Below are 24,527 nucleotides of genomic sequence, written 5' to 3' on the forward strand. Positions count from 1 at the left end.
ACCGGCCGTCGCCTTCACCCCTGCCGCACCACCGACCACATCGGAACCCGCGCCGTTCTGATCGGCGCAACCCGTCAACCGACCGACGCGCACGCGACGCACATCGTCGCCTGCGGCCGGACCTCCATGCGCGCTGCGGGGATCTCGCGACCGCACCGTTCGCACACTCCATAGGTGCCGGCATCCACCCGCGCCAGCGCCGTCGCCACCTGAGCCAGCTCGTCACGCGTCGACGCCCTCAACGCATCGACACGCTGCCACTCGCCCGACAGCGTCGACCCCTCGGGGTCGTGTTCGTCGTCTGCGGTCGCATCCGATCGATCGACCCGCAACGCCGCGTCATCGGCGTCGAGTCGCGACAACTGGGCGCGCAGCTCGAGCTCCCGTGCCCGCAGACGATCGACCGCATCCATCCGGTCAGCGTAGGCCTACCCACCGACCCCGCCACCGTCAAGACCGTCGCCGGGCCGGCATCCCACCCGCAGAGTGGATCCCACAGAGCAGAACCACCGGAAGGAGCCGTCATGGCGGACAACGAAGGCACCCAGCACAACGACCCCGAAGAGATGCCTGACACGGAGGAACTCGAAGAGCCCAGCGTCGCGAAGGAGCCGGGCGAGGAGCCGAAGGCACCGCCGAAGCAGGGCGAGGAGCCCAGCCACCACGCCGTCGGCATCGGCGTCATCGACTCCGACCCGGACGACGCCGGAGCAGGCACTCAGGAGGACTGACGTCCGTCGTCGGCGGCACTGCCCTTCACGATCACGCCCTCGTCACCGATGAAGCACTGCACCATTCGATCCTTGTCGATGCCGTCCCATCCGCTTTCGGCCGGCGTGTAGAAGGAGTACTCGAGCGTGGAGTCCTCCCAGGGCTGTCCGACGAAGTCCTCGAAGGCCGGAAGACAGCCCTGGTCGGCCGCCTCCGCGGCCTCGTCCTCACCGGGATAGTCCCCGTTCGGAAGCACGAACACGTGGTACACCTCGTACGTGTGCGGGTCGACGCACGGGATCGCCTGCACGACGAACACCGAATCCTCCGTCGCCCGAGGACTGACGGCGTCCGACTCGTCGAAGCAATCCCCCGCGACGAGATCGAACACGTCGAGTTCTCCGCCGACGGTGATCTCCCCCGACGCATCGCGATAGACGGCGCCCGACAGCTGGTAGAGCACGGCCTCTGAGCAGCCGGACAAAAGGGGGGCGGCGACAACCAACCCCACGGCTCCGAGCGCAATCGAGCGCAGGCGACGTGTCGACATGAATCCCCCAGGAGTAAGCGCCGAACTGACGGCGTCAGCGTATCGGAGTCATCACGAGACAGAACGGCCGGAACCCGCGGCGCTGCCCGCGATGGTCCCCTCCTCGAGGCCGATGACGCATCTCGCCATGCGATCGCCGTGCGCCCAAGACTCCGCCGTCGGCAGGTAGTACCAGTACTCGAGGGTTGAATCCTCATACGATCCGCCGACATAGTCGGCGAAGGCGTCGTAACAGATCTCTTCCGCGGCATCGCTCACCGCCTCATCACCCGGGAACTCGGCAGTCGGCGACATCGCCTCGGGGAAGTGAGACCTGCCCAGGTCTCCCTTGGCGTACAGCTCGTACCAGTGCGGCTCCTCGCAGGGGATGAGGAGCATCGTCCACGCCCCCTCGCCCTCGCCCTCGCCCCCGTCGTACTCGTTCGGATCGTCGAAGCAGTCGCCGATCCGGAGGTACTCGAAGGCGATGTCGTTATCGACGTCGTCGGCTTCGGCCTCAGCCCCGGGCGAGGGCTGCGGCCGAGACGGCCCACCCCGCACCTCGAGGATCGTGCCCGCGACGACGGCCACCACCTGAGTGCATCCGGACAGCAGCGGCGTCATCGACGCGGCGACCACGACGGCCGCGAGAACGGCGCAGCGCCGCGAGTGAGCTGCCGACATGAATCCCCCAGGAGTGCTCGTCGAGCTGATGGCGTCAGCGTATCGGAGCGGTGCCCTCGCAGACACGACGGGATGCCGGTGGCCCGCCGATAGGATGGGGGCGTCCCCCGGCATCCCGAGTCTTGGAGCCCAGCCGCGTGAGCACCCCAGTCAGCCCCTCGATCGCAGACACCGTCGAGAACGCCATCGCCACGCCGGAGCGGGAACAGCCGTACGGCGCCCTCGGCCTGAAGCCCGACGAGTACGACAAGATCCGTGAGATCCTCGGCCGCCGCCCCACCTCGGGCGAGCTGGCCATGTACTCCGTCATGTGGAGCGAGCACTGCTCCTACAAGTCCTCGAAGATCTACCTCCGCCGCTTCGGCGACAAGGTCTCGGACGAGATGAAAGAGCGCCTCATGGTCGGCATGGGGCAGAACGCCGGCGTCGTCGACGTGGGTGAGGGCTGGGCAGTCACCTTCAAGGTCGAGTCCCACAACCACCCCAGCTACATCGAGCCGTTCCAGGGCGCCGCGACCGGCGTCGGCGGCATCGTCCGCGACATCATCTCGATGGGCGCGCGTCCCGTCGCCGTCATGGACCAGCTGCGCTTCGGCGACATCGACGACCCCGACACCGCCCGCGTCGTGCACGGCGTCGTCAGCGGCATCAGCTTCTACGCGAACTGCCTCGGCCTTCCGAACATCGGCGGCGAGACGGTCTTCGACAAGGTCTACCAGGGCAACCCGCTCGTCAACGCCCTCGCGGTCGGCGTCCTCCGCCACGAGGACATCAAGCTCGCCAACGCCACCGGCGCCGGCAACAAAGTCGTGCTCTTCGGCGCCCGCACGGGCGGCGACGGCATCGGCGGAGCGTCGATCCTGGCATCCGACACCTTCGCCGACGGCGGCCCCACCAAGCGTCCCGCCGTGCAGGTCGGCGACCCGTTCGCCGAGAAGGTGCTCATCGAGTGCTGCCTCGAGCTGTACCAGGGCGAACTCGTCGAAGCGATCCAGGACCTCGGCGCCGCGGGAATCTCGTGCGCGACGAGCGAGCTGGCCGCCAACGGCGGATCGGGCATGAAGGTCGACCTCGAGAAGGTGCTGCTGCGCGACCCGTCGCTCACGCCCGAAGAGATCCTCATGAGCGAGAGCCAGGAGCGCATGATGGCGATCGTCGCTCCCGAGAAGCTCGACGCGTTCCTCGCGGTCGTTCAGAAGTGGGATGTCGAGACGAGCGTCCTCGGCGAGGTCACCGGTGACGGCCGCCTGCAGATCTTCTGGCACGGCGAGCAGATCGTCGACGTCGACCCCTCGACCGTCGCGGTCGACGGCCCCGTCTACGAGCGCCCCGTCGCCTACCCGACCTGGATCGACGCCCTCCGCGAGAACTCGGCCGCATCCCTCGAGCGCAGCGACGACCCCGAGGTTCTCCGCGACCAGTTCCTGCAGCTGCTCGGCAGCCCGAACCTCGCCGACACGTCCTGGGTCACCAACCAGTACGACTACTACGTCATGGGCAACACGGCCCTCAGCTTCCCCGACGACGCGGGCATGATCCGCGTCGACGAGGAGTCGGGCCTCGGGTTCGCGATCGCGACCGACTGCAACGCCCGCTACTGCCAGCTCGACCCGTACGCGGGCGCGCAGCTCGCCCTCGCCGAGGCGTACCGCAACGTCGCCGTCACGGGTGCCGAGCCGACGGCCGTCACCGACTGCCTCAACTTCGGCAGCCCCGAGAACCCCGAGGTCATGTGGCAGTTCGGCCAGACCGTCGACGGCCTCGCCGACGCCTGCTTCGAACTCGGCGTGCCCGTCACCGGCGGAAACGTCAGCTTCTACAACCAGACCGGCGACCAGCCGATCTTCCCGACGCCGGTCGTGGGCGTCCTCGGCATCATGGATGACGTCTCGCGCCGCATCCCCAGCGGCTGGCAGGATGCCGGCGAGAACATCTACCTCCTCGGTACCACCGCGACCGAGCTCGACGGCTCGGCCTGGGCCGACACCGTGCACGACCACCTCGGCGGTCGCCCGCCGAAGGTCGACCTCGCCGGTGAGAAGACCCTCGCTGGCCTGCTGCAGGCGGCGCGTGACGAGATGCTCGTCTCGAGCGCGCACGACCTGTCGGCCGGCGGCCTCGGTCAGGCCCTCGCCGAGGCGACGATGCGTTTCGGCGTCGGCGCCCGCGTGTGGCTCCGCGAGATCATGGAGCGTGACGGTGTGGATGCCGCGACCGCCCTCTTCAGCGAGTCGACCGGCCGCGTCATCGTGTCGGTGCCCCGCGAGGAGGACGTGAAGTTCCGCGGCCTGTGCGAGGGGCGCGGCTACCCCGTGCTCCGCATCGGCGTGACCGACTCGGCCGCCGAGGGCGAGGTCGCCTCGCTCGAGGTGCAGGGCGTCTTCACCGTTCCGGTCCCCGAGCTGCGTCGGACTTCGAAGGCCACTCTTCCCGCCGCCTTCGGCGCGATCGTCGACGAGGTCACCGCGTGAGCGACGATCCGGAATACGCCGAGTTCGTCGGTCGCAAGCGCGCCCGCACGAAGGTCGTCGCGTGGACCGTCATCATCGCGATGGTGCTCGTCGGCGGCGGCGCGACCGTCCTCACGCTGCTCTTCGGCTGACCCCCGACATGGATGCCACCGCTCCTGCCCTCTCGGGTCGTGCGGTGTTGCAGCAGCGCTGGAGCGGAGCGTGCTTCCTGCACTGGCGGGTCGACCCCGCGCAGGTCGCACCGCTCCTGCCGCCGGGAACCGAGCCCGACGTGTTCGACGGGTCGGCGTGGGTGGGCCTCATCCCGTTCGTGCTGAGCGAGTTCCGCTTCCTGCCGTTTCCCCCCGTCCCCTTCGTGGGTCGGTTCGTCGAGATCAACGTCCGCACCTACGCGAAGGATGCCGACGGCCGCCGCGGCGTCGTCTTCCAGACCCTCGAGGCTGAGCACCTGCTGCCGGTCCTCGGCGCTCGTGCCGTCTTCGGCCTGCCGTATCGGTGGGCGAAGGCAGCGGTTCGGACGGACGGTGACGCGCTCGACTACGCGTCCCGCCGGCATCCCGGCTTCGGCGACCGGGTGCGCACCCGCATCCGCGTCGTCCCTGGAACCGAGGTCGTCGACGATCCGCTGAGCCGCTTCCTCACGGCGCGCTGGGGCTTCCACGAGCGGCACCTGGGTCGCACGATCTGGGCCGCGAACGAACACGAGCCGTGGCCGCTGGTCCGCGCCGAGGTCGAGCGTCTCGACGACGGCCTGCTGGCAGACGCCGGTTTCCCCGGTCTCGCCGACCACGCGCCGGACTCGGTGCTCGCGATGCCTGCGCGGCATCCCGGCGTCATCACGCGCTTCTCAGCCGCCCAGCGGGTCCGCTGACGGAGGTCAGGCGGGGAGCGCGTCGCGCAGCCGCGTGAGGGTCGCCCGCCACTCGTCGATCTCGTCGCTCTCGGCCCAGAGTTCGGCGAGCTCGGAGTCCCCGCCGACCTTGTCGAGCGCGGCGCGTGCCAGGGCGACGACGGATGCCGGCGGTGCGCCGACGCGCGCGAGGAACCCCTCCACCGACTCGGTGTCCTCCTGCTCGGACAGCGCCAAGCCGGCCCCGTGCGCGACCACCGCGGCCGCCGCGACGGCGATCGCGTCGACATCCTGGTCTTCCTCGCCGCCCGCCGCGTAGCTCTGGAGGACATCGGTGACGAACGCCCACGAGTCAGCCTCGTCGAGTTCCCACGCCCAGTCCGCGGCGGTGTCGTTGCCGAACGGTTCTTCGCTCCATGCGCCCATGGCCTCGAGCGTAGCGACCACGCTCGACATCGGGTCAGGCGAGCGCGCCGTCCCAGCCTCGCCGGAGCGCCCGGACCATCACGGCCGCTCCGAGCGCGACGAGGATCGCCGCCAGCGCGATGCCGAGGACGGTGACGACCTCGGCCAGCGGACGCGCGACGTACGCCCACGTGCCGTGCGTGGCATCCCACATCATCGTCTCGACGCCGTAGACGGCGACGAGCCACACCGCCGCCAACGCGCCGACCAGGCACGCGGCGCCGGCCACCATCGACCACACCGGCGAGTCGACCCAGGTTCGTTCTTCGATCCCCATGCGGCGAAGGTGCCACGTCGAAGCGTCTCTCGGGTGAACGGCGGGCGTCCAGATCGCGCACCGCCGGGGAGCACGACCACCGTGCGCGGATAGCATGGCGACATGCAGCTCTGGATCGTGGGGATCGGAGCCGCTCTGGCGGAGTTCTGGTGGGTCGCCCCCGCCGCGGTCGGCGCCGGAGCGGCCGGCTTCGTCGGCGTCCGCCGCGGACGCACGACCCGTGCCCGTCGCCTCGGCCTCAAGGCCGCACAGCACGAGCTGCAGCAGGCGCGGGCCGACGCGATCGGCGCCCGTGCTGCGGCACGCGTCGCACAGGCCGAGGTCACGCGCGCCGAAGCCGAGCGCGCCGTCGGCCGCGCCCGCCCCGACGAGGTCCGCACCGCCCGGCGAGCTCTCGAGACCGCGCAGCGAGCCAAGGCCGCCGCGACCGCGAGCATCCGCGTCGCCCGTGCCCGCGTCAGCGCCGAGCGCGCTGCCGTCCCCGCACGCGGCACCGATCCGCAGCACCTCCCGCTCGCTCGCCTGATGGCCGCACACGATGCGATCGCCGCGCGTTGGATGGAGTACGAGACGGATGCCGCCCGCCGCCTCGCGTTCCCCGCGCTCAGCGACGTGCGCGTCCCCGCCACGGCCGAGTTCCTGCGCCTCGAGGGCGTCGCCCGCGAGCACCGCCCGGCATCCGCCACGGCCAAGCTGACTCCCGAGCAGTTCACGATCTACCGCGCGGCCGTGGATGCCACGGGTCGCGCGTTCGCCGCCGCGGAGCAGGAGGCCTGGCGCTTGGCCGGCCACCGGCCCGAGGACGCTCCCGCCGACGACTCGGCGACGTCGCGCTGGACGATCGTCGCCTCCGAAGCCATCGCCCGTTCGGTCGACGGGATCACGAGAGCGGCCGAAGGTGCGGCATCCGCTCTCGACGCCTACCGCTCGCGTCGTGACGGTCGCGACCGCGACAGGCCCCGCCCGTAAGGTGTAGCGAGTGAACGATTTCTGGGACTTCGCGGGTCATTACTGGTGGCTCGTGTTTCCGCTCTTCGGGCTCGCCTCTGCGGCGAGCGGGTCGTTCGCCGCCGCCTCGAAGCGCCGCCACAAGCACCGCCTGGAGATCATCAAGGCCAAAGCCGAGCTCACCGCGGCCCGCGCGTCGGTGAAGCGGGGCATCGGGTCGGCCGCCGCGGCCGAGGTCGAGGCTCCCGCGCAGTCGCTGTCCGATCAGGCCGACGATCTCCGTGCTGTCCATGACGAGGTCACCCACCGCTGGCTGGATTACGAGCTCGACGTCGCCAAGCTCATCGCCTTCCCTTCGATGAGCAACGGCCGCGACCCGCTCACCGCGGCCTTCCTCCGCGCCAAGACGGTCGCCGACCGTGCCCGTCCCGCCGCAGGGTCGAAGCCGACGGCCGAGCAGATCACCGCGTACCGCCGCGCCGTCACCGATTTCGAGGTCGCCTTCGACCTCGCCGAGCGTGAGGCTCGTCGCGTCCGGGACTCGGGGTTGACCGACGCGGAGCGCAAGCGCCTCGCCACGGCATCCCGCATGCTGGCCGTCGCAACCGACGACGCCGCGACACCCGCCGAACGCCAGCTCGCCTACCGGCGCGTCCGAGAGGAGATCGAGGGGCTCATCGCCCTCTCCGACGACGCGGTCGAGGTGCTCGAGAAGAAGGTCGCGCAGCCGCTGACCGAACGTCCCTCGACGGAACCGCCCGCACCCGCCGCATGAACGACGAAGGGGATCCGGCCGCAGCCGGATCCCCTCAGATCACCGTGTGATCAGTCGGTGACGATCGTGTCGTAGGCGTCGGGGTTCTCCTTCAGCCACTCGTCGACGGCCTCGGGGTACTTGCCCTCGCCGTATTTGTTGACGACGGTGTCCTCGAGGCTCGCGTACTGCTCGTCGTCGAGCTTGATGCCCTTGATGAGCTCGGCCGCCTCGGGGTACTCCTTCGCGAACCCCTCCGAGCCGAGGAAGTGCAGGGCCTCCGCCTTGCCCATGGCACCCTTCGGGTCCTCGAGGTCCTTCAGCTTGTATTTGTCGTTGGCCCAGAACGGACGCCACGAGGTCACGACGATGTCGCGCTTCGCCGCCTCGGCGCTGTCGAGCTCGGTGAGCATCGCCGCGGTCGACGAGGTGACGAGCTGGAAGCTGTCGTCGAGGCCGTACGCGGGGATCATCGACTCCTGCGTCTGCTTCGTCAGACCCGCACCGGGCTCGATGCCGTAGATCTTCCCGCCGAAGCGGGCGGCGTTCGCCTTCAGGTCGTCGATCGAGTCGATGTCGACGTAGTCGGGCACCGCGATCGTGAGCTTGGCGCCCTCGTAGTATGCGCCGAGGTCCTCGATCTGGTCCTTGTACTGGTCCATGTAGGACTTGTGGGTCAGCTCGGGCCAGGCCGACGGGTAGATGTCGACATCGCCTTGGGCGAGACCGGCGTAGAGCGGTCCCGCCTCGGTGAGCTCCTGCATCTCGACGGTGTAGCCGATCTTCTCGAGCTGGTCCTCGAGCAGGTACGCCGTGCTGAGGCCGTCGGTCCAGGAGGGCAGGTAGCCGAGCGTGATCGTGCCGAGGTCGCCCTCGCCGCCCCCGTTCGAGCCGCCGCCGGCGACGTCGTTGCCGGTCGCGCAGCCGCTGAGAGCGAGGGATGCCGCGGCTCCGATCGCGAGGATGCCGGTCAGGTGTCGCTTGTTCATGTGTGCCTTCCGTATGTGATTACTGGTTCCGTATCGTGCGGGTCAGGGTCAGACGCGGGCGGGGGTGCGCTCCGCCACAGGTGCGTCCTGCTCGGCCGGCGCCGGGGCTGCAGCAGCTGTCGAGCGCGCGTCCTGCGGGCCGCGGCGGCGCGCGATGGCGCCGAGCAGCGAACCGCGCTGCGTCTTCAGGGCGCCGAGCGCGCCCGTCAGGCGGTCGAGGTAGACCGCGAGGATGACGACGCTCAGACCGGCCTCGACACCCTTCGCGATGTCGACGGTCGACATCGCCTGGACGATCTCCTTACCGAGGCCGTCCGCACCGGCGATACCGGCGATGACCGCCATCGACAGGGCCAGCATGATCAGCTGATTGACGCCCGCCATGATGCTGGGCATCGCGAGGGGCAGCTGCACACCGCGGAGGATCTGCGCGGGGGTCGCACCGAAGGCGTGTCCGGCTTCGACCGTCTCGCTGTCGACGCCGCGGATGCCGAGCTCGGTCAGACGCACGCCCGGGGGCAGCGCGAAGATGACGGTCGCGACGACACCGGGGACCACACCGATGCTGAAGAACACGATCGCGGGGATCAGGTACACGAACGCCGGCATGCTCTGCATGAGATCGAGCACGGGTCGCAGGATGGCGCTGAACGTGTCGTTGCGGGCCGCGGCGATGCCGAGCGGCACCGCGATGACGACGGCGATCAGTGCTGCCACGAGGACGAGGGCGAGGGTCTGCATCGAGTTGACCCACTGGCCGACGCCCAGGATGAGGACGAAGCCGACGATGGTCCCGATGGCGAAACGCCAGGAGCGGAGCAGCCAGGCGAGCGCGGCGAAGATCACGATGACCGCGACGATCGGAAGCGACAGCAGACCGTTCGCGAGCGTGTCGACGAACCACCCGACGACGGCTGAGACGCCCGAGAGCAGCCAGCCGAGCGTGTCACGGATCCAGGCGACGCCCGCTTCGGCCCACTCGCCGATGGGAATACGGAAACCATCCATCAGCGGACCTCCTCTTTCTCGGCGGCGGGGCCTTCGCCCGCACCACCGGCCTGCTCGTCGGTGCCGGCCCGGCCCTCAGTAGCGAGGGCCGCATCGATCTCGGCACCCGGGACGGGGTCGAGGATGACGGGGATCTCCGTCGTCTCGGTCGTCACGGGCCCGAGCGCGGTGAGCAACGTGATGCGCGGGATGACGCCGACGAGTCGACCCTCGTCATCCGTCACGGCGAGCGGCAGCGGCGACTCGGCGGCAGGGACGAACAGGTCGATGAGCACATCGTCGCGACCCACGGCCTGCGGGACCGGGCGGATCAGCGTCGAGATCGTGGTCGACCCGCGGCGGACGAGCTTGAGCGCATCGCGGTCGCTGATCATGCCGAGCAGCTTGCGGCTGCGGTCGGTCACGTAGACGGCCGCCATCCGAGCGTCGCGCATGGTGCGAAGCGCGGTGCGGGGACCGGCGGCATCCGTCACCGCCACCGAGCTGGGACGCTCCATGACGTTCGCGGCCGTGAGGACGCGGGCGCGATCGACGTCCTGCACGAACTGCTCGACGTAGTCGTTCGCCGGGTCGGTGAGGATGTCCTCGGGAGTGCCGATCTGCACGATGCGGCCGTCGCGCATGACCGCGATCCGGTCGCCGAGGAACATCGCCTCGTTGAGGTCGTGCGTGATGAAGATGATCGTCTTCTGCAGCTTCTGCTGCAGCTCGAGCAGCTGCTCCTGCATCTCGCGGCGGATGAGCGGGTCGAGAGCGCTGAACGCCTCGTCCATCAGGAGGATGTCGGTGTCGGCGGCGAGCGCGCGGGCGATGCCGACGCGCTGCTGCATGCCGCCCGAGAGAGCCGAAGGCAGCTTGTCGCCCCAGCCCTCGAGCCCGACGAGCCCGAGGATCTCCTCGGCCTTCGCGAGGCGCTCGGCCTTGCCGACGCCCTGCAGTTCGAGCGGGTAGGCGACGTTCGCGGCGACTGTGCGGTGCGGCAGCAGAGCGAAGTGCTGGAACACCATGGCGATGCGCTCACGACGGATGCCGCGGAGTTTGGCGGCGGGGATGCCGGTGATCGGCTCGCCGTGGACGAGGACCTCGCCACCCGTCGCGTCGTGCAGCCCGTTCAGCATGCGGATGATGGTGGACTTCCCCGAGCCCGACAGGCCCATGATCACGAAGATCTCGCCCCGTTCGACGCGGAAGCTCGCGTCGATGACGGCAGCGGTTCCGGAGTCGCGAACCTGGTCTCGGGTTTCCCCGGCCTCGAGGCGTTTGACCGCCTGGCCGGGATTTCGCCCGAAGACCTTGAACAAATTCTTCGCTTCGACAGCGGCAGTTGTCACGTGCTTCCCTCGGCGGGCGCGCACGCGTCCGCATCGGTAGCGCCCGGGTGGCGATCACCGGCATCCGCACGAGCGAAGTGTCACTCGAGTGCGCTGCTCCGGCGACGAACATCGGGTTCATCGCCCAGACCGCCGACCATACGTCTGCTCGTCGCCGCACCGTGAGGCGCCGGGTCGAACGGCCGCGGACTGGTCGTCGAGGGCACGAGGCCCACCTTCGACGGTAACGAGGTGGTTGACCCCGATCAAATCGACCTAGCCCCTTGACGCATCGCGCATCCCTCGGTATTTCGCGCGCGGGCGGCGCGGGCATCCGAAAAATCGTCGTTGACACGAACGAGGTTCGGTGGTTACCTACTCATGTAACTAACCCACTAACGAGAACGCGGAGTCGGAATGGTCGACGAAGGACGCCCGCTCTTCCTGCAGATCGCAGAGAGCGTCGAGGACGCGATCATCGACGGCACCCTGTCCGAACAGGAACAGGCGCCCTCGACGAACGAACTGGCGGCTTTCCACCGCATCAATCCGGCCACCGCGGCGAAGGGAATCGCGATGCTCACCGACAAAGGCGTGCTCGTCAAACGCCGCGGCATCGGCATGTTCGTCGCCGACGGCGCCCGCGAGCTCCTGCTCACCGAACGGCGCTCGGCGTTCGCCGACCGCTACCTCGACCCCCTGATCGCCGAAGCCCGAAAGCTTGGCCTCGGCCCCGATGACCTCGCCCGTCTGCTGACGGAGCGCGCCACCACCACGACCACGAAGGGAACGACACGATGACCGCCGTCATCGAGGTGAAGAACCTCACCAAGCGTTACCGCGACACCACCGCTGTCGACGACATCTCGTTCACGATCGAACGCGACGCCATCTACGGCCTCCTCGGCCGCAACGGCGCCGGCAAGACGACCGTCATGTCGATCCTCACGGCACAGAACTTCCCCACCGCCGGCGACATCCGCGTCTTCGGGGAGTCGCCCTACGAGAACGCCGCCGTGCTCAGCCGCATGTGCTTCGTCCGCGAGAGCCAGAAGTACCCCGACGATGCGACGCCGCTGCACGCGTTCCGCATCGCGCGCCTCTTCTACCCCCAGTGGGACCAAGCCCTCGCCGACCGGTTGATCGCCGAGTTCCGCCTGCCGGTGAAGACCCGCATCAAGAAGCTCTCGCGCGGGCAGCTCTCCGCCGTCGGCGTCATCATCGGCATCGCCGCACGCGCCGAGGTCACCTTCTTCGACGAGCCGTACCTGGGTCTGGATGCCGTCGCCCGCCAGATCTTCTACGACCGCCTTCTCGAGGACTACGCCGAGCACCCGCGCACGATCATCCTCTCCAGCCACCTCATCGACGAGGTCTCGAACCTGCTCGAGAAGGTCATCGTCATCGACGGCGGCCGGATCATCATGGACGAGGACACCGAGTCGATCCGCGACCGCGCCGCCACCGTCACCGGCGAGAGCACCGCCGTCGAGGCGTTCGTCACCGGGCGCGAGGTGATCCACCGCGAGAGCCTCGGGCGCGTCACGAGCGCCACCGTGCTCGGCGCGCTGAGCGCGGCCGACCGTGCCGAACTCGCGGCATCCCACCTCGACGCCACCCCGGTGTCGCTGCAACAGCTCATCGTGCGGCAGACGCAGCGTGCCGCCACCACCACCACCGACGAAGGAGCACTCCGATGAACCGCACCCTCAACGTCGTGCGCATGCAGCTCGTCAACCGCGCCACGTTCGTCTGGGTGCCGTTGATCGTGCTGGCCGGCACCGTCGTGATCAGTCTCGCGATCTTCGGCCTCATCTCGAGCGCCGGAGCAAGCGCGACGATGTTCGGGGGCGGCGCGCAGGCGCCCCTCTGGTACTTCCTCGCCGTGGGCGTCCAGGCGCTCACGCTCACCTTCCCCTTCTCGCAGGCGATGAGCGTGACCCGACGGGAGTTCTACCTCGGCACGCTCGTCACCGCGGCACTGACCTCGGCTGGCCTCGCCGTGATCTTCGTGATCGGCGGGCTCATCGAGGAGGCGACCGGCGGGTGGGGCATGAACGCCTTCATGTTCCGCCTCACGTGGATCTGGTCGCAGGGCCCGCTTGTCGCCGGGCTGTTCTTCTTCGCCCTCGCCCTTCTCTTCTTCATCGTCGGGTTCTGTTTCGCGACCGTCTACAAGCGGTGGGGCAACCTGGTGCTGACGGTCGTCTTCATCGGGCTGGGCCTGCTGCTCATCGCCACGATGTGGCTCATCGGTCAAATGCAGGCCTGGGGCTCGGTGTTCGCCTGGTTCGGCGCGCTCACCCCGATCGCACTGACGGCGGCGCTCGTGCTCGCCAGCGCCGCGCTGGCCGCGGTCTCGTACGGGATCCTCCGCCGCGCGATCGCCTGATCGCACCGCGCGCCTGATCGCTCAGAGCCCCAGTGCCGCTCCGCGTCTCCGCGGAGCGGCACTGTCGCGATACGATCTGCTCCACCCGACCCGACGCTGGGGAGCACCATGGCCCGTCTGACCACGCACTCGACCGTCGACCTGGACGTCGCCACCGCCGCCGCCGAGGCGGCGCTCGCCGGAACGGATGCCGGCTTCCGCGCGCGTGCGGCGGAGGTGCTGCCCGTGCTGCACGACCTCTTCACCCAGCTCTACGGCGAGCGCGAGGACGGACAGGAGGCGTTCGCGGCGGTCGTCACCGCCGCGGCGGCGAGCTGGCGCGAGCGACCCGCCGACCTGAAGCGTCTCGACGAGGAGCGCAGCGCCGACCCCGGCTGGTACCTGTCGGAGAAGATGCTCGGGGGTGTCTGTTACGTCGACCGGTACGCGGGGTCGCTCCGCGGCATCCGGGATCGCATCCCCTACTTCCAGGAGCTCGGCCTCACCTACCTGCACCTGATGCCGCTGTTCGCCGCGCCCGAGGGCAACAACGACGGCGGGTACGCGGTGTCGAGCTACCGCGCGGTCGACGACCGCCTCGGCACGATGGAAGACCTCGCCGCTCTGTCGGCGGACCTGCGCGAGGCGGGCATCTCGCTCGTCGTGGACTTCATCTTCAATCACACGAGCAACGAGCACGAGTGGGCGCAGAAGGCGATCGCCGGCGAGCCGGGCTACGAAGACTTCTACCTGATCTTCCCCGACCGCACGATGCCCGATCGCTACGAGGAGACCGTCCGCGAGATCTTCCCCGACGACCACCCGGGCTCGTTCGTGCAGCTGCCCGACGGCCGGTGGATCTGGGCGACGTTCTACCACTTCCAGTGGGACCTGAACTATGCGAACCCCGCGGTGTTCGCCGCCATGGCGGGCGAGATGCTCTTCCTAGCCAACCAGGGCGTCGAGGTGCTCCGCATGGACGCCGTCGCCTTCATCTGGAAGCGCCTCGGCACCGCCTGCGAGTCACTTCCCGAGGCGCACCTCCTGCTGCGCGCGTTCAACCAGGTGCTCACGCTCGGCGCGCCGTCGGTGCTGTTCAAGTCCGAGGCGATCGTCCACCCCGACGAGGTCATCACCTACATCTCCCCCGAGGAGTGCCAGCTCTCCTACAACCCGCTGCAGATGGCGCTCGGCTGGGAGGCTCTCGCGACGCGTGACGGCCGCCTGCTGCAGAAGGCGCTCGACGAGCGCCACGCCCTGCCCGCCGGCACCGCCTGGGTGAACTACGTCCGCAGCCACGACGACATCGGCTGGACCTTCGCCGATGAGGATGCCGCGACCCTCGGCATCGACGGATACTCCCATCGCCGGTTCCTCAACGACTTCTACGTCGGCCGCTTCGACGGCACGTTCTCGCGCGGCGTCCCCTTCCAAGAGAACCCGAAGACCGGAGACGCACGCATTGCGGGGACCACAGCGTCCCTCGCCGGCGTCGAAGCGGGTGACCCGGGCGGTGAGGACCGCGTCATCCTGGCGCATGCGCTCGCGCTGTCGACCGGCGGCATCCCGCTGCTCTACCTCGGTGACGAGCTCGGTCAGCTGAACGACTACACGTACCGCGACGACCCCGCCCACGCCGACGACAGCCGGTGGGTGCATCGACCCGCAGCGGATGCCGAGGCGTTCGCCGCGCGGCACGACACCACAACGGTCGCGGGCCGCATCCACGCCCGGTTGACGGCGCTGATCGAAGCGCGTCGGCGCACGCCCGACTTCGCCGACATCCCGCTCACGCCGTTCCACACGCCGCATCCGTCGGTCGTCGGATTCCAGCGCCCCGGCACGGCGAGCTCGGTGCTCGTGCTGGCGAATGTCGGCGACGACGCGGTGACGATCGATGCGGTCACCCTGTCGGGGTTCCGCGGCTCAGCGACCGACGTGGTAGACGGCACGACGGCCGACCTATCCGGGGGGCTCGAGCTTGCGGCCCACGGCTTCCGCTGGCTGCGCGTTCAGCCGGCCTGAGCGAAGTGGAGCCGTTCGATCGTCGGGCGTGACGCGGCCGACGCGAACGACTGCAGGACGCCGAGCGCGTCGTCCGGGTGCTGTGACGACCGGCTGACCGCGCCTGAGAACACCGTGTCGATCGCGCAGTCCGGAGGCAACGTTCCGAGGATCCGGATGCCGGGTGCCCCCGCGAGTTCGCTCAGCTGCTGGAGCCCCAGATCGACCTCCCGGTCTCGGAGCAGCTGGGCCACCGGCAGACCGGGCCGCGCCTGCACGAGACGGTCGCGGACGTCGTCGATCACGCCCCACGCTGTCAGCATCTCGAGGAACGCGGTTCCACTGGGACCGGTCGAGTAGCCGATGCGCGTCGCGGCGGTCACGGCCGCGCGCAGGCTCTCTGCATCCGGAAACGCCGGGCCGGCGGGAACGGCGGCGGCGGCACTCTCCCCGGGGACGGCGACCGCGACCTGCGACAGGACGAGCGGGGTCACGGTCTCGGGCTCCACGTGCCTCTCCTCGGCCAGGCGGCGCAACGCGCTGTCGGCGAGGAACACGAGGTCGACGTCTTCACCCGCGCGCACTCGCTCCGCGGCATCCACTCCCCCGATGGACTCGATGTCGAGCCGCGGATGACCGGATCGGGCCGCCTCCTCGGCGAGCGCACCCAGAACCGCTTTCGTCGCCATCGACGAGATCGCTTTCATGCCGCGTCGCCGAAAGACTCGGCATCCACCTCGGCGGCGTTCGTCTCGTTGTAGCGAGGTCCCGACACCGTCGCGGTGTCGATGAGCGCGCCCGCGCGGTCGAGCAGTTCGCGCGCGACGGTGAGCTCGGTCGCGGCCTCGTTCTCGAGCGCGTGCGCGGCGCTCGTCGTGCCCGGGATCGGCACGACGTGCGGGCCGCGGGACAGCAGCCACACCAGTGCGAGCTGCGCCGGGGTGCAGCCGGCCTCGCCGGCGAGCTGGCGCCAGGCGGGCAGCAGTTGCGCGTTCGTCGACCAGTGGGGCGGCTGGAACCGCGGCATCCCGCGTCGGATGTCCTTCTCGGGGAGGTCGTCGGGCGAGGCGACTCCGTCGGAGAGGAACCCGCGCGCGACGGGCGAGAACGCGACGAGCGGAACTCCGAGGTCGCGCGTGGCCTCGAGGATGCCGAGTTCGGGGTTGCGGCTCCACAGCGAGTACTCGTTCTGCACCGCCGCGATCGGCGCGACGGCGTGCGCCTCACGGAGTCGCACGACCGACACCTCGGACAGCCCGACGCCGCCGATCTTGCCGACCGCGACCAGCTCGGCGAGCGCGGCGACGCTCTCGCCGATGGGGACGCGCTTGTCCCACCGGTGCAGGTAGTAGATGTCGATGTGGTCGACGCCGAGACGACCGAGGGACGCATCGACCTGCGCGCGCAGGGTCTCGGGACGACCGTCGATGACCTTCACGCCGTCGACGATCGCCATACCGCCCTTGCTCGCCAGCACGACCTGATCGCGACGACCGCCGGCGAGCGCCCGACCGACGATCTGCTCGTTACTGCCCGCGCCGTAGAGCGTGGCGGTGTCGAGGAAAGTGACGCCCCGGTCGATGACCTCCTGGAGCATCGAGACACCCGCATCGGCGGCGGGAGGGATGCCATAGGCGTGGCTCAGCGGCATGCAGCCGAGGCCCATGCGGGGCAGCGTCATGAGAGCTGCTCCTCGAGCGCACCGAGCACGCGGTAGCAATCGATGACCTGGCGGATGGAGGAGTTCGGCTCCCGGCCCTCGAGGATCGCGGCGACGAACTCGCGGTCCTGCAGTTCGATGCCGTTCGTGCTGACCGCGACGTCCGAGACGTCGATGTGCTCCTCGCGGCCGTTCACCAGGTCGTCGTAGCGCGCGATGTAGGTCTCGCTGTCACCGATGTAACGGAAGAATGATCCGAACGGTCCGTTGTTGTTGAACGACAGCGACAGCGTGCAGATCGCTCCGGACTCCGCCTTCAGCTGGATGGACATGTCCATCGCAATGCCGAGCTCGGGGTGGATCGGACCCTGGATCGCGTTCGCCTGCACGATGCGCCCCGCCTGGTAGGCGAACAGGTCGACCGTGTGCGCGGCGTGGTGCCAGAGCAGGTGGTCGGTCCACGACCGCGCCTCACCCTTGGCGTTGGTGTTCGAACGGCGGAAGAAGTACGTCTGCACGTCCATCTGTTGTACGGCGAACTCGCCCGCCGCGATGCGGTTGTGGATGAGCTGATGCGACGGGTTGAACCGGCGAGTGTGACCGACCATGGCGATGCGGCCGGATGCCTCCGCCGCGGCCAGCGTCGCCTCGGCGTCTGCGAGCGAATCGGCGAGGGGGATCTCGACCTGCACGTGCTTTCGGGCGGCGAGGACCGCCTGTGTCTGCGCGGCATGCTGCTGGGTCGGGGTCGCAAGGATCACGGCGTCGACGTCGTCGCGTGCCAGGACGGCATCCAGTCCGACGACTGCGTTCGGGATGCCGTACTGCTCGGCGACGGCCTGCACGGACTCCGGCCGGGTACCGCTGACAACGGTCACCTCGGCCTCGGCGATGTTGCGGAGCCCGTCGAGATGCTTCATCCCGAACGCGCCGGCGGCGCCGACGACGGCGATGCGGACTTTTCCGGCTGTCACGAAGGGTCCTCCTGGGATGCGGTGGGGTTGGTCATCACCAAGTGTCCGACAGCCGTGTTCGATGCGGGCACGTGATAGAAACGGTGGTTCATCTCGGGGGTCTCGCCACCGAACTGATCATCCATCGCACCGCGGGCGATGAGCCAATCGACGAGCTCGATGCCCTCGGACCCGGCCTCATCGACGTACTCCATGTGCGGCCACTCGGTGAGGCCCAGCGGGTCGGCGATGAGGTGGTCGAGGAACGCGTTGTCCCACTCCTCGTTGATGAGGCCGGCGCGCGGTCCCTGCAGCTGGTGACTCATGCCGCCGGTACCCCAGATCTGCACGTTCAGCTTCGGGCCATCCCATTTGTCGAGCGCCCGGCGGATCGCCCGGCCGAGCTCGTAGCAACGCCGCCCCGATGGCACGGGGTACTGGACCACGTTGACCGGGAGCGGGATGACGCGGCACGGCCACTCGTCGACGTCGCCGAAGACGAGAGAGAGGGGCACCGTCAGGCCGTGGTCGACGACCATCTCGTTGACGAGGGTCAGGTCGAAGTCGTCCTGGATGACCGACTGGGCGATGTGCGCGGCGAGTTCCGGGTACCCCTTCACGTCGGGCACCGGACGGGGTCCGTAGCCCTCGTCGGCGACCGGGTAGTGCGCACCCGTGCCGAGGACGAACGTCGGGATGATGTTGGAGTCGAACGCCGTGGCGTGGTCGTTGTAGACGAGGATGACGACGTCCGGCGTGTTCTCCTTCGCCCATCTGCGAGTCCACTCGTAGCCGTCGAAGACCTTCTTCCAGTACGGCTCCTCGGTCTTGCCGAGGTCCATCGCCGCGCCGATCGCGGGCACGTGCGACGTGAACAGCGCAGACGTGAACTTCGCCGGAGCGTCGGGGCGCATGACCTCGGACTTCTCCGTCGCAGGCGGAGCCCATCCGTCGAGGTCCTTCAGCCGGTTGCCCTCGGGGCGACGCCCGCCGCCGATCATCATGTCGCGGTACGCGGCCTCCGACATCCCGGTCATCGACCCGGCCATCTGCTGGAAGCTCAGCCCGTGGGTCGCCCCGATCTTGCTGAGGAAGTAGATGTTCCCGCCCTCGCGGATGCACGCGTTCAGATCGAGGTCGAGCACACCCTGGCGCTGAGCGGGGGTGAGCGGCCACTCGTCGAGGTACGCCTCGCGGTCGGCGAGGTACCGCTCGCGGTTCTCGGGCTTCATCAGCGACATCGAGAACTGGTTCAGGTGGTACCCCTTGCGGGCCTGATCCGCGTCGAAGATCGTCGTTCCCGGAACGTTCTTGTAGGGCTTATCGAGCGTCATGTCATGCTCCTTCGGGCCAGTACAGCCGTTGCGGGTTGTCGACGAGCAGCTTCTGCTGCAGCTCGGCCGTCGTCGCGATCTGCGGGATGAAATCGACCAGGAGCCCGTCGTCGGGCATGTGGTCCTTGAGGTTGGGGTGTGGCCAATCGGTGCCCCACAGCACGCGGTCGGGGAACTCCTCGACGACGCGACGGGCGAACGGCACGACGTCGACGTACGCGTGCTGCTCGCCGTCGAGGGCGCGGGGACCACTGGTGCTGAGCCGCTCGGGGCAGCTCACCTTGGTCCACGCATTCGGGTTCTCGCGCAGGAAGCGGAGGAACAGCGCGAAATCCGGTCCGTCCACCGCCTTGGTCACATCGGGGCGCCCCATGTGGTCGATGACGACGTCGGTCGGGATCGCCGAGAAGAAGTCGTACAGGCCGGGCAGGTCCTCGGCCTCGAAGTAGATGACGACGTGCCAGCCGCGGGGGGCGATCTTCGCGACGATCGCCTCGAGCGAGTCGGTGGGGACGCGATCGACGAGTCGCTTCACGAAGTTGAAACGCACCCCGCGAACGCCTGCCGCATGGAGCTCGTCGAGTTCGGCATCCGTGATGTCGGCGCGGACCGTCGCGACTCCCCGCGCACGGCCGTCGCTGCGGCGGAGCGCATCGACGAGCGCGCTGTTGTCGGCGCCGTGGCACGTCGCCTGGACGATGACGTTCCGTTCGAACCCGAGGTGGTCGCGAAGCGCGAAGAGCTGGTCGGCGGAGGCGTCGCACGGCGTGTATTTGCGGGCCGGGGAGTACGGGAACTCCGCGCCCGGGCCGAACACGTGGCAGTGCGCGTCCACCGCCCCGGCCGGGAGGCGGAACGTCGGCGTGCTCGGACCGTCGTACCAGTCGAGCCATCCGGCGGTCTTCTCAAAGCCGCCGCTGGTCGCGCCGTGGGGAGCGCTGTCGGTGAGCGTCATCGTCCGTCCTCCACGTAGGTCAGGCCAGCCGCCGCGAGCGGTTCGCGCATCTTGTACAGGTCGAGGCCGAGGACGCCGGCGCGGAACTTCTGGCGCTTCGACTCCTCGTTCGCCTCGCGGGCGGCGCACGCGCCGGCGACTGCACCGACGATGGCCTGCGGCACGACGACCACGCCGTCGACGTCGGCGACGACGACATCGCCGGGGGTGACGAGGGCGTTGGCGACGACGACGGGGATGTTGACCGAGCCGAGGGTCGCCTTCACGGTGCCCTTCGCGTTGATCGCACGGGAGAAGACGGGGAAGTCCATCTTCTCGAGGTCGGCCACGTCGCGGACGCCGCCGTCGATCACGAGACCGGCGCAGCCGCGCGAGGCGAGCGACGTGGCGAGGAGCTCTCCGAAGAAGCCGTCCTCGCTCTCGGTCGTGCAGCCGGCGACAAGGACGTCGCCCTCCTGCACCTGCTCGGCGGCGACGTGCATCATCCAGTTGTCCCCGGGCTGCAGCAGCACGGTGACGGCGGGGCCGCACATCCGGGCACCGGAGTACGCGGGCCGGACGTAGGGGCGGAGGAGTCCGACCCGCCCCATGGCTTCGTGGACGGTGGCGACGCCGAACTCCGACAGCTTCGCCACGTCGTCAGGATGCGGGCGGGTGATGTTCGTGCGGACGATCCCGAGATCGTTGAGTCGCTGGGTCATGGGTGCTCCCGGGTGTCTCAGAGCCCGCGGGACGCGAGCGCACGCTCGAGTCGGGGGTACACGCGACGCGCGTTCCCCTCGAACACCGCGGTGCGCTCGTCGGCGGACAGGTTGTCGGTGGCGTCGACGTACCGGCGGGTGTCGTCGAAGTAGTGGCCCGTGCGCGGATCGATGTCGCGGACGGCGCCGATCATCTCGCTGGCGAAGAGCACGTTGTCGGTCGGCACGACCGCGGTCAGCAGGTCGATCCCGGGCTGATGGTAGACGCACGTGTCGAAGAACACGTTGCCGAGCAGGTGCTCCTCGATCTCGGGCTTGCCGAGCGCCATCGCGAGTCCGCGGAAACGCCCCCAGTGGTACGGGACCGCGCCGCCGCCGTGCGGAACCACGAACTTCAGGTCGGGGAAGTCGCGGAACAGGTCGCCCTTGAGCAGCTGCATGAAGGCGGTCGTGTCGGCGTTCAGGTAGTGGTCGCCGGTCGTGTGGAAGACCGGCTTGCACGACGTGCTGACGTGGATCATCGCGGGCAACTCGTATTCCACGAGCTTCTCGTACAGCGGGTACCAGCTCTTGTCGGTCAGCGCGGGCGCGGTCCAGAGCCCACCCGACGGGTCGGGGTTGATGTTCACCGTCACGACGCCGAGTTCGTCGACGGCTCGATCGAGTTCGGCGAGGGTCGTCTTCGGGTCGACTCCCGGCGACTGCGGCAGCATCGCGCCCGGCAGGAACCGGTCGGGGAACAGCCGCGCGACGCGGGCGACCAGGTCGTTGCAGATCCGGGCCCAGGTCGCGCTCACCTCGAGATCGCCGATGTGGTGCGCCATGAACGACGCCCGCGGGCTGAAGACGGTGAGGTCGATGTCCCGGGCATCCATCAGCGACAGCTGGTTGGCCTCGATCGTCTCGCGGATCTCGTCATCGCTGATGTGCAGGTCGGCGACATCCGGGGCCTCGCCCGCACCCTCCGTGAACGCGATCTGGCGGTCTCGCCAGGCACCGAGCTGCGCGGGGGCGGTCGTGTAGTGGCCGTGGATGTCGATGATCAACGCGGGAGTCCTCGTCGTCGGGGAGCGCGGCCGGATGGTGCCGTTTCGTTGACTGTAGATCGGCGGTAGTCCGTGGTCCAATAGATTCGACAGCGCTTCCCGATAGATGGGATCTATGGATGCCGTTCGCCGATCTGAACCAGTTGCGGACGTTCGTGGTGCTCTACGAACTGCGGAGCCTCACCGCGGCGGCGGAACGCCTGCACGTGACCCAGCCGACCGTGAGCTACACCCTGCGATCGCTCCGCCAGCGCTTCAGCGACGATCTCTTCCACCGCCACGGACACGTCATGGTGCCGACCCCGCGGGCGCAGCAGCTGTTCGGTCCGATCCACGAGGCGCTCGCTCAGATCGACGCGACGGTGACCGCCCCCGAGGCGTTCGACGCCTCGTCGTTCGAGGGCGAGCTCTCGCTCGCGCTGACCTCGATCGGTGAGCAGACGTTCCTGCCGCCGATCATGCCGCTGCTCGAGCGCGAGGCCCCGCGCCTGCACCTCAAGGTCGAGCGCCTCGACGCCGACCAGGTCGAAGAAGGGCTCTTGCGCGGCACCGTCGACCTGGCCGTGACCGTGTCGCTCGTCGACTCGCAGCGGCTGTGGCGGACGCCGATCCGCAGCGTCGAGTACGTCGCCCTCGCCTCGAACGACCACCCGCTGCCGCCGACGGCCGACGACATGTTCACCGGGCGCCGGTTCGTGCGGGTGTCCGCACGCGGGGGTCACGTGTACCCGCTGCAGGCGATGATCGAGCGCGGTCTGCTCCCGCAGGTGACTCTGACCGTCGAGGAGTACGCGACGGTGCCCGCCGTGCTCGAGACGACCGACCTCGTGGTCCTGCTGCCACGTCACGTCGCCGAGGTGTTCTGCGGCTGGTTCCCGCGACTGCGCATCGCCGAACTCCCGTGGCCGGCAACAAGCACGCCCGTCTCGATCTACTCCCGCACCGAAGCGGGCCTGTCGCCCGCGCAGCGCTGGTTCCGCGAGCTCGTCTTCACCGCGGTCGCGGCAGGCGAGTACCGGGACCGTTAGGACGTGCGACGGTTCCAGCTCGCCTTCGCCGGCGCGAACGGACTGCGGACGTGGATCGACCACGTCGAGTGCGGGTGGACGGTCAGGATGGCGCGCTCGAACCACGCGCGGGCATCGTCGATCAGCGCGGGCAGCGCCGCGGCCTTGTCGGCGTCGTCCTCGGGCCGGGGGCGGAGGGCTTTCCACGTCAGCTGCACTTCGGGCGCGCCGGTCGGGATGCCGCCGACGTCGAGGACCGCGCGGTCCCAGGGCAGCTGCAGCCGCGGGTCGCGGCGATACATCCACACCTTCTCGGTGCCGTCCTCGATGTTCACCTGCAGCACCCAGGTGCCCGCACGGTCGTCCCGGATGCGGAGCGGTTGCAGGTCGGCATCCGGCACCGCGTCGGCGAGCGCGATCACGGAGTCCTCGCCCTCGGGAGCCCACACCGAGTAGCCCTCGGGCAGCGCGTCGACCAGCCGGGCGACGTCTCCGGGGAGGATGCTGACGTCAGTGTTCGCGCGGCCCCGGATCGGTGCGCCGAGCCAGTGGTCGAGCGCGGCTCCGCCCGACAGCCACCACCGCACGCCCACGCCGGCGAGGAGATCGGCCGCGGCCTGCACCGACAGCGGCGCCTCGGGCCACGACGCGATCAGCAGGGGCTCGGGCATGGACCGAGGGTACCGCCGCGGGACGCGTGCCATCCTGTCCCTATGGCCAACTCCCCCTCCGGCGAGTCCCTCACGGACCGCATCGTGCGGGTCTTGGAGACCTTCACGGCGGAGCGGTCGATGCAGTCCGCCGCCGAGATCGGCCGCCGTGCCGGGTTGCCGCCGTCGACAGCGCACCGGATCGTCGAGGAGCTCGTCGAGGCAGGACTCCTGGAGCGCGACGAGGACCGCCGCATCCATCTCGGCATGCGCCTGTGGGAACTCGCCCTCCGCGGCTCGTTCGCGCTGCGGCTGCGTCAGGCGGCGCTCCCGCACATGGAGGATGTGCAGGCGACGATCCGCCAGCACACGCAGCTCGCCGTGCTCGAGAACGATGAGGCCCTGTTCATCGAGCGGCTCTCCCACCCCGACGCGGGCGCCAACATCACGCGCATCGCGGGCCGCCTCCCCCTGCACGCGTCGTCGTCGGGGCTGCTCCTGCTCGCCCACGCCGCGGCGCCCGTGCGCGAGCGGGTGCTTGCGGGCCCGCTCCGCGCGCTGGCTCCCGAGACGGTGACGGATGCCGTGGTCCTCCGCCGCCTGCTCGCCGAGATTCGGCGGACCGGCGTCGTGATCGCGCCCGGCTCGATCGAAACCGTGTCGACCGGGGTGGCTGTCGGCATCCGGGACGCCGGTGTCGTCGCGGCCGCGCTGTCGGTCGTGCTGCCGCGAGAGACGGACCCGGCGGCGGCGGTCCGCGCCCTGCAGGATGCCGCGGCGCGCATCGAGGCGGACCTGCGGGGCTGAGTCCCGTAGTCCCATTCAATGGGAACTTGCCGTCGACGCACGG

At 69.5% G+C, this 24,527-nt stretch carries 28 protein-coding genes; 12 read left to right on the forward strand and 16 right to left on the reverse strand.

Annotated elements, in window-relative coordinates; all coding sequences use genetic code 11:
• Positions 1 to 74: 74 nt before the first annotated feature.
• Entirely contained in the window at positions 75 to 413 is a 339-nt protein-coding gene (locus MO1_RS11635; RefSeq protein ID WP_036311059.1) for a TraR/DksA family transcriptional regulator, read from the reverse strand.
• Positions 414 to 524: 111 nt separating this feature from the next.
• Here MO1_RS11635 and MO1_RS11640 point away from each other — a divergent pair, with 111 nt between their 5' ends.
• Positions 525 to 731, forward strand: coding sequence for a hypothetical protein (locus MO1_RS11640; protein ID WP_060916114.1), 207 nt, complete (start codon positions 525 to 527; stop codon positions 729 to 731).
• On the opposite strand, the gene MO1_RS11645 is transcribed toward MO1_RS11640, so the two are convergent.
• Both MO1_RS11645 and MO1_RS11650 read right to left on the reverse strand, forming a co-directional pair.
• Positions 719 to 1,261: a septum formation family protein gene (locus tag MO1_RS11645; protein WP_235186089.1), complete on the reverse strand. Its 543-nt coding sequence runs from the start codon at positions 1,259 to 1,261 to the stop codon at positions 719 to 721. The two genes, MO1_RS11640 and MO1_RS11645, sit on opposite strands and share 13 nt — an antisense overlap.
• A 51-nt stretch (positions 1,262 to 1,312) precedes the next feature.
• On the reverse strand, positions 1,313 to 1,924 hold the full coding sequence (locus MO1_RS11650) for a septum formation family protein (protein WP_060916115.1): 612 nt from the start codon (positions 1,922 to 1,924) through the stop codon (positions 1,313 to 1,315).
• Between the two features lie 137 nt (positions 1,925 to 2,061).
• Here MO1_RS11650 and purL point away from each other — a divergent pair, with 137 nt between their 5' ends.
• From purL to MO1_RS11660, 3 genes are read left to right on the forward strand one after another with little or no spacing between them, the layout of a single operon-like run.
• Positions 2,062 to 4,395 carry a phosphoribosylformylglycinamidine synthase subunit PurL gene (purL, locus tag MO1_RS11655; protein WP_060916116.1) on the forward strand — a complete coding sequence of 778 codons (2,334 nt, stop codon included), beginning with the start codon at positions 2,062 to 2,064 and terminating at the stop codon, positions 4,393 to 4,395.
• On the forward strand, positions 4,392 to 4,526 hold the full coding sequence (locus MO1_RS14920) for a hypothetical protein (RefSeq protein ID WP_255209263.1): 135 nt from the start codon (positions 4,392 to 4,394) through the stop codon (positions 4,524 to 4,526). The genes purL and MO1_RS14920 overlap by 4 nt, the downstream gene beginning before the upstream one ends.
• A gap of 8 nt (positions 4,527 to 4,534) precedes the next feature.
• Complete coding sequence (locus MO1_RS11660; protein ID WP_036311066.1) at positions 4,535 to 5,266, forward strand: YqjF family protein; 732 nt, start codon at positions 4,535 to 4,537, stop codon at positions 5,264 to 5,266.
• Positions 5,267 to 5,272: 6 nt separating this feature from the next.
• Here the strand turns inward: MO1_RS11660 and MO1_RS11665 are convergent, their stop codons facing one another.
• Positions 5,273 to 5,701, reverse strand: coding sequence for a DUF4259 domain-containing protein (locus MO1_RS11665; RefSeq protein WP_060916117.1), 429 nt, complete (start codon positions 5,699 to 5,701; stop codon positions 5,273 to 5,275).
• 4 nt (positions 5,702 to 5,705) lie between these two features.
• A complete protein-coding gene (locus tag MO1_RS11670) occupies positions 5,706 to 5,987 on the reverse strand; it encodes a hypothetical protein (protein ID WP_036311071.1) in 282 nt (93 codons plus the stop codon).
• Positions 5,988 to 6,089: 102 nt separating this feature from the next.
• Here MO1_RS11670 and MO1_RS11675 point away from each other — a divergent pair, with 102 nt between their 5' ends.
• Both MO1_RS11675 and MO1_RS11680 read left to right on the forward strand, forming a co-directional pair.
• Complete coding sequence (locus MO1_RS11675; protein ID WP_060916118.1) at positions 6,090 to 6,956, forward strand: hypothetical protein; 867 nt, start codon at positions 6,090 to 6,092, stop codon at positions 6,954 to 6,956.
• Between the two features lie 10 nt (positions 6,957 to 6,966).
• The gene (locus MO1_RS11680; protein WP_036311077.1) at positions 6,967 to 7,710 is read left to right on the forward strand and encodes a hypothetical protein; all 744 of its coding nucleotides are present in this window, start codon (positions 6,967 to 6,969) and stop codon (positions 7,708 to 7,710) included.
• 50 nt (positions 7,711 to 7,760) lie between these two features.
• Here MO1_RS11680 and MO1_RS11685 read toward each other — a convergent pair whose 3' ends face one another.
• From MO1_RS11685 to MO1_RS11695, 3 genes are read right to left on the reverse strand one after another with little or no spacing between them, the layout of a single operon-like run.
• Positions 7,761 to 8,678, reverse strand: a complete 918-nt coding sequence (locus tag MO1_RS11685; protein WP_060916119.1) for a glycine betaine ABC transporter substrate-binding protein — start codon at positions 8,676 to 8,678, stop codon at positions 7,761 to 7,763.
• Positions 8,679 to 8,726: 48 nt separating this feature from the next.
• The gene (locus MO1_RS11690; protein ID WP_036311082.1) at positions 8,727 to 9,686 is read right to left on the reverse strand and encodes an ABC transporter permease; all 960 of its coding nucleotides are present in this window, start codon (positions 9,684 to 9,686) and stop codon (positions 8,727 to 8,729) included.
• Positions 9,686 to 11,017: a quaternary amine ABC transporter ATP-binding protein gene (locus tag MO1_RS11695; protein ID WP_060916120.1), complete on the reverse strand. Its 1,332-nt coding sequence runs from the start codon at positions 11,015 to 11,017 to the stop codon at positions 9,686 to 9,688. The genes MO1_RS11690 and MO1_RS11695 overlap by 1 nt, the downstream gene beginning before the upstream one ends.
• A gap of 396 nt (positions 11,018 to 11,413) precedes the next feature.
• Here MO1_RS11695 and MO1_RS11700 point away from each other — a divergent pair, with 396 nt between their 5' ends.
• From MO1_RS11700 to MO1_RS11715, 4 genes are all read left to right on the forward strand, one after another.
• Complete coding sequence (locus MO1_RS11700) at positions 11,414 to 11,797, forward strand: GntR family transcriptional regulator (protein WP_036311087.1); 384 nt, start codon at positions 11,414 to 11,416, stop codon at positions 11,795 to 11,797.
• Positions 11,794 to 12,696: an ABC transporter ATP-binding protein gene (locus tag MO1_RS11705; RefSeq protein ID WP_060916121.1), complete on the forward strand. Its 903-nt coding sequence runs from the start codon at positions 11,794 to 11,796 to the stop codon at positions 12,694 to 12,696. Before MO1_RS11700 ends, MO1_RS11705 begins: the two co-directional genes overlap by 4 nt.
• Positions 12,693 to 13,388, forward strand: a complete 696-nt coding sequence (locus MO1_RS11710; protein ID WP_036311091.1) for a hypothetical protein — start codon at positions 12,693 to 12,695, stop codon at positions 13,386 to 13,388. The genes MO1_RS11705 and MO1_RS11710 overlap by 4 nt, the downstream gene beginning before the upstream one ends.
• A gap of 108 nt (positions 13,389 to 13,496) precedes the next feature.
• On the forward strand, positions 13,497 to 15,392 hold the full coding sequence (locus MO1_RS11715) for an amylosucrase (protein ID WP_060916122.1): 1,896 nt from the start codon (positions 13,497 to 13,499) through the stop codon (positions 15,390 to 15,392).
• On the opposite strand, the gene MO1_RS11720 is transcribed toward MO1_RS11715, so the two are convergent.
• Genes MO1_RS11720 through MO1_RS11750 form a run of 7 tightly spaced genes read right to left on the reverse strand, consistent with a single transcriptional unit; the run spans position 15,380 to position 22,020 of the window.
• Positions 15,380 to 16,060: a substrate-binding domain-containing protein gene (locus MO1_RS11720; RefSeq protein ID WP_255209264.1), complete on the reverse strand. Its 681-nt coding sequence runs from the start codon at positions 16,058 to 16,060 to the stop codon at positions 15,380 to 15,382. The genes MO1_RS11715 and MO1_RS11720 overlap by 13 nt on opposite strands.
• A gap of 14 nt (positions 16,061 to 16,074) precedes the next feature.
• Positions 16,075 to 17,052, reverse strand: coding sequence for an aldo/keto reductase (locus MO1_RS11725; protein ID WP_060916124.1), 978 nt, complete (start codon positions 17,050 to 17,052; stop codon positions 16,075 to 16,077).
• On the reverse strand, positions 17,049 to 18,005 hold the full coding sequence (locus MO1_RS11730; protein WP_136362376.1) for a Gfo/Idh/MocA family oxidoreductase: 957 nt from the start codon (positions 18,003 to 18,005) through the stop codon (positions 17,049 to 17,051). Before MO1_RS11730 ends, MO1_RS11725 begins: the two co-directional genes overlap by 4 nt.
• Positions 18,002 to 19,318, reverse strand: a complete 1,317-nt coding sequence (locus MO1_RS11735; protein WP_060916125.1) for a protocatechuate 4,5-dioxygenase subunit alpha/beta — start codon at positions 19,316 to 19,318, stop codon at positions 18,002 to 18,004. Before MO1_RS11735 ends, MO1_RS11730 begins: the two co-directional genes overlap by 4 nt.
• Before the next feature lies 1 nt (position 19,319).
• The gene (locus MO1_RS11740) at positions 19,320 to 20,273 is read right to left on the reverse strand and encodes an amidohydrolase family protein (RefSeq protein WP_060916126.1); all 954 of its coding nucleotides are present in this window, start codon (positions 20,271 to 20,273) and stop codon (positions 19,320 to 19,322) included.
• Positions 20,270 to 20,974: a 4-carboxy-4-hydroxy-2-oxoadipate aldolase/oxaloacetate decarboxylase gene (gene ligK / locus MO1_RS11745; protein WP_036311103.1), complete on the reverse strand. Its 705-nt coding sequence runs from the start codon at positions 20,972 to 20,974 to the stop codon at positions 20,270 to 20,272. Before ligK ends, MO1_RS11740 begins: the two co-directional genes overlap by 4 nt.
• Positions 20,975 to 20,991: 17 nt before the next feature.
• The gene (locus MO1_RS11750) at positions 20,992 to 22,020 is read right to left on the reverse strand and encodes an amidohydrolase family protein (protein WP_060916127.1); all 1,029 of its coding nucleotides are present in this window, start codon (positions 22,018 to 22,020) and stop codon (positions 20,992 to 20,994) included.
• 119 nt (positions 22,021 to 22,139) lie between these two features.
• Between MO1_RS11750 and MO1_RS11755 the strand changes: the two genes are divergently transcribed.
• Entirely contained in the window at positions 22,140 to 23,048 is a 909-nt protein-coding gene (locus MO1_RS11755) for a LysR substrate-binding domain-containing protein (RefSeq protein ID WP_060916128.1), read from the forward strand.
• On the opposite strand, the gene MO1_RS11760 is transcribed toward MO1_RS11755, so the two are convergent.
• Complete coding sequence (locus tag MO1_RS11760; RefSeq protein WP_060916129.1) at positions 23,045 to 23,698, reverse strand: hypothetical protein; 654 nt, start codon at positions 23,696 to 23,698, stop codon at positions 23,045 to 23,047. The two genes, MO1_RS11755 and MO1_RS11760, sit on opposite strands and share 4 nt — an antisense overlap.
• Positions 23,699 to 23,740: 42 nt before the next feature.
• On the opposite strand from MO1_RS11760, the gene MO1_RS11765 reads away from it, so the two are divergent.
• Positions 23,741 to 24,484 carry an IclR family transcriptional regulator gene (locus tag MO1_RS11765; RefSeq protein ID WP_036311109.1) on the forward strand — a complete coding sequence of 248 codons (744 nt, stop codon included), beginning with the start codon at positions 23,741 to 23,743 and terminating at the stop codon, positions 24,482 to 24,484.
• Positions 24,485 to 24,527: the final 43 nt, after the last annotated feature.

It is taken from the genome of Microbacterium oleivorans NBRC 103075, from assembly GCF_001552475.1.
Lineage (GTDB): Bacteria > Actinomycetota > Actinomycetes > Actinomycetales > Microbacteriaceae > Microbacterium > Microbacterium oleivorans.

What these genes read in the sequence shown, in the direction of transcription:
- MO1_RS11740 (WP_060916126.1), bottom strand. Translation starts at nt 20,273, where the DNA reads ATGACGCTCACCGACAGCGCTCCCCACGGCGCGACCAGCGGCGGCTTT.
- MO1_RS11715 (WP_060916122.1), top strand. Translation starts at nt 13,497, where the DNA reads ATGGCCCGTCTGACCACGCACTCGACCGTCGACCTGGACGTCGCCACC.
- MO1_RS11705 (WP_060916121.1), top strand. Translation starts at nt 11,794, where the DNA reads ATGACCGCCGTCATCGAGGTGAAGAACCTCACCAAGCGTTACCGCGAC.
- MO1_RS11685 (WP_060916119.1), bottom strand. Translation starts at nt 8,678, where the DNA reads ATGAACAAGCGACACCTGACCGGCATCCTCGCGATCGGAGCCGCGGCA.
- MO1_RS11760 (WP_060916129.1), bottom strand. Translation starts at nt 23,698, where the DNA reads ATGCCCGAGCCCCTGCTGATCGCGTCGTGGCCCGAGGCGCCGCTGTCG.
- MO1_RS11725 (WP_060916124.1), bottom strand. Translation starts at nt 17,052, where the DNA reads ATGACGCTGCCCCGCATGGGCCTCGGCTGCATGCCGCTGAGCCACGCC.
- MO1_RS11645 (WP_235186089.1), bottom strand. Translation starts at nt 1,261, where the DNA reads ATGTCGACACGTCGCCTGCGCTCGATTGCGCTCGGAGCCGTGGGGTTG.
- MO1_RS11765 (WP_036311109.1), top strand. Translation starts at nt 23,741, where the DNA reads ATGGCCAACTCCCCCTCCGGCGAGTCCCTCACGGACCGCATCGTGCGG.
- MO1_RS11650 (WP_060916115.1), bottom strand. Translation starts at nt 1,924, where the DNA reads ATGTCGGCAGCTCACTCGCGGCGCTGCGCCGTTCTCGCGGCCGTCGTG.
- MO1_RS11635 (WP_036311059.1), bottom strand. Translation starts at nt 413, where the DNA reads ATGGATGCGGTCGATCGTCTGCGGGCACGGGAGCTCGAGCTGCGCGCC.
- ligK (WP_036311103.1), bottom strand. Translation starts at nt 20,974, where the DNA reads ATGACCCAGCGACTCAACGATCTCGGGATCGTCCGCACGAACATCACC.
- MO1_RS11700 (WP_036311087.1), top strand. Translation starts at nt 11,414, where the DNA reads ATGGTCGACGAAGGACGCCCGCTCTTCCTGCAGATCGCAGAGAGCGTC.
- MO1_RS11690 (WP_036311082.1), bottom strand. Translation starts at nt 9,686, where the DNA reads ATGGATGGTTTCCGTATTCCCATCGGCGAGTGGGCCGAAGCGGGCGTC.
- MO1_RS11720 (WP_255209264.1), bottom strand. Translation starts at nt 16,060, where the DNA reads ATGGCGACGAAAGCGGTTCTGGGTGCGCTCGCCGAGGAGGCGGCCCGA.
- MO1_RS11755 (WP_060916128.1), top strand. Translation starts at nt 22,140, where the DNA reads ATGCCGTTCGCCGATCTGAACCAGTTGCGGACGTTCGTGGTGCTCTAC.
- MO1_RS11665 (WP_060916117.1), bottom strand. Translation starts at nt 5,701, where the DNA reads ATGTCGAGCGTGGTCGCTACGCTCGAGGCCATGGGCGCATGGAGCGAA.
- MO1_RS11710 (WP_036311091.1), top strand. Translation starts at nt 12,693, where the DNA reads ATGAACCGCACCCTCAACGTCGTGCGCATGCAGCTCGTCAACCGCGCC.
- MO1_RS11670 (WP_036311071.1), bottom strand. Translation starts at nt 5,987, where the DNA reads ATGGGGATCGAAGAACGAACCTGGGTCGACTCGCCGGTGTGGTCGATG.
- MO1_RS11640 (WP_060916114.1), top strand. Translation starts at nt 525, where the DNA reads ATGGCGGACAACGAAGGCACCCAGCACAACGACCCCGAAGAGATGCCT.
- MO1_RS11675 (WP_060916118.1), top strand. Translation starts at nt 6,090, where the DNA reads ATGCAGCTCTGGATCGTGGGGATCGGAGCCGCTCTGGCGGAGTTCTGG.
- MO1_RS11735 (WP_060916125.1), bottom strand. Translation starts at nt 19,318, where the DNA reads ATGACGCTCGATAAGCCCTACAAGAACGTTCCGGGAACGACGATCTTC.
- MO1_RS11660 (WP_036311066.1), top strand. Translation starts at nt 4,535, where the DNA reads ATGGATGCCACCGCTCCTGCCCTCTCGGGTCGTGCGGTGTTGCAGCAG.